This window comes from Streptomyces sp. NPDC006265, assembly GCF_040613555.1.
Classification (GTDB): domain Bacteria; phylum Actinomycetota; class Actinomycetes; order Streptomycetales; family Streptomycetaceae; genus Streptomyces.
On the sequence record NZ_JBEXSH010001148.1, the window covers coordinates 1 to 2,318 of the forward strand.

At 72.7% G+C, this 2,318-nt stretch carries 2 protein-coding genes and 1 pseudogene; 2 read left to right on the top strand and 1 reads right to left on the bottom strand.

Annotation, left to right across the window (positions count from 1 at the left end):
• Window positions 1-473: pseudogene (locus ABZ281_RS46360) on the top strand (transporter); the annotation flags it as partial.
• Here the strand turns inward: ABZ281_RS46360 and ABZ281_RS46365 are convergent.
• Window positions 373-1,341, bottom strand: a complete 969-nt coding sequence (locus tag ABZ281_RS46365; protein WP_356664525.1) for a DUF72 domain-containing protein — start codon at window positions 1,339-1,341, stop codon at window positions 373-375. The pseudogene ABZ281_RS46360 and the gene ABZ281_RS46365 overlap by 101 nt on opposite strands.
• 147 nt (window positions 1,342-1,488) lie before the next feature.
• On the opposite strand from ABZ281_RS46365, the gene ABZ281_RS46370 reads away from it, so the two are divergent.
• Window positions 1,489-2,318, top strand: an 830-nt coding sequence (locus ABZ281_RS46370) for a PAS domain-containing protein (RefSeq protein WP_356664527.1), incomplete at its 3' end; no start/stop codon positions are given.

The window sequence follows — 2,318 nt, forward strand, 5'->3', positions numbered from 1 at the left end:
GGTCCGTCCTCGTGGAAGTCGCCGTCGCCGCCGTCGTACTGATGATCACGACCGTGCTCACGGGAACCCTCCCGGGCCGCGCCCAGGCCGAGGCGGCCCAGCAGGCCCCGGCGGGCGCGCTGCCGCCCACGACCCAGGCCACGGTGCCCTTCGACACCGGCACGGGGTCCGTGACCGGACGCGGCACGGTGCAGGTCACCCTCGACCCGGCACGGGCCGGCGAGAACGGCGTCCAGGCCGTGGTCTACGGCTCCGACACGGGCCTGGTCGTCGTCCCCGAGGTCCGCATCACCTTCACCCTGCCCTCGCGGAAGATCGGCCCGATCGACGCCGCACTCACCGATGTTGGCGGCTACTGGGGCACAAACTCCGTCAACCTGCCGCTCGCCGGGGACTGGACGATGAAGACGACCGTTCGGGTGTCGGACATGGACCAGGTGTCGGTGGAACGGCAGGTGCGGATCGCGCCCTAGGCAGCCGTGCCGCCACCGGCTGATCCCGGTCGATGAGCCGTGTCATGGTCTCGGCGGCGCGGACGGCGGCGTCACCGCAGCAGTTGTTGAACAGGTCGTGGACCTGCTCGGTCCGCTCGGCCAGCCGGCGCACGCGGGGCAGCCACTCGGCGAGTTCGTCCTCATCGTAGGCGTGCCGGAACCGGTCCTCCTTGCTGCCGGTGCCCCACGCGGTGCTGCGGCCGTGGAACCGGACCACCGAGAGCCGGGGCGAGGTCACGGGAGTGACCGGCGGGACGGAGGAGGGCAGCGTCTGTGTCACGTCGACGGCGACCGCGGCCATGCCGTGCCGGGTCAGCAGCGCGCCGCTCGCCTCGTCCTGCCCCGGCTCCCACCAGGAGGGGTGCCGGAACTCGACGGCGACGGGCCAGCCTTCGGTCCGTTCCGCGCACTCCCGGAGGAACACCTCCGCCCGCTGCCCGGGCCGGAACCAGGGCGGGAACTGGAACAGCACGCTCCCGAGCCGGCCGGCCTCCCGCAGCGGCTCGATCCCGGCCGCGAACCGGGCCCACACCTCGTCGAGCACCGCGGGGTCCCGGGGCTCGGCCCGCAACCCGTCCGGCATCACCGCCTCCCGGGTGGGATGCCCGGTGAGCAGCGAGAACGCCTTCACGTCGAACACGAATCCGTCCGGCGTGCGCTCGGCCCACAACCGGCTGTTCCGCTCGCTCGGCAGCGCGTAGTACGAGGCGTCGACCTCGACGACCGGGAACCGCGCGGCGTAGTGCCGTAACCGCCCTTCGGCGTCCCGCCGCCCCGGCGGGTACCAGCCGCTGCCGACCAGTGCCCGGTCGGTCCAGGAACACGTGCCCACGAGGATCTGACCCATGGGGGAGCGGTTACCCGGGCCCGGCGGCGGCAGGCTCCGCTTCTCGGCCGGGACGGCACGGTGAGACCCGCCCCAATCGGGGTAACCGGTTGATATCTGTGCAAATCCGGGGTTGCGGCTGAGTCCCCGAGAGTGAGATGACCGATCATGGAACAGCCCGTCACCGTCGGCCGGGCCGGCCGGTCGTTCGGAGGAGAACCCGAAGTCCTCGAATCCCTCGTCGACGCATCCCTCACGGCCCGAGTCACCCTCGACGAACAGGGCACCGTGACCGGCTGGAACGCGGGCGCCGAGCGGCTCCTCGGGTACTCGGCCGGGCAGCTGACCGGCCGCCGTGCCGCGGATCTGCTGGCCGAGCCGATCCCGGTGCGGGGAGGTCTGCCCACGCTCACCGGGCTGCCCCGCTGGAACGGCGACGTGGCGCTCCGCCACCGTGACGGCCGGAGACTGACGGTCAGGATCCTCGCCCACCACAGACCGCCCGGCGCGGACGCCCCCGCCTGGCTCATCGTCTCGGCCCTGACCGACCGGCAGCCACCGGCCGGTCTCGACGAATCCCTCGTGAGTTGGAGCTTCGCCCAGTCCCCGTGCTGCGCCCAGGCGATCTACGACACCCGGCTCAGGCTGCGCCGGGCCAACGCCGACATGGAGCGGTCCACGGCGCTCACCGAGGAGGAGATGCGGGGCCTGCGCGTGTCCGAGATCATCGACCACGACGCCGGCCTGCGGGCGGAACGCAGCATGGCCCGGGTCCTGCGCACCGGCGAGCCGGAGCACCAGGAGAACTACCTGCGCGCGCCCGGCGAGAACCATGCGCACGCCTGGTCGGTCTTCGTCTCCGCGCTGCGCGACCACGACGGCACCGTCCGGGCCGTCTGTCTCTCGGCGCACGACATGACCGAGCAGTTCTGGGCCCGCAAGCGACTCCGGCTGATCGCCGAGGCCGGCCGGCGCATCGGCAGCACGCTCGACGTGAC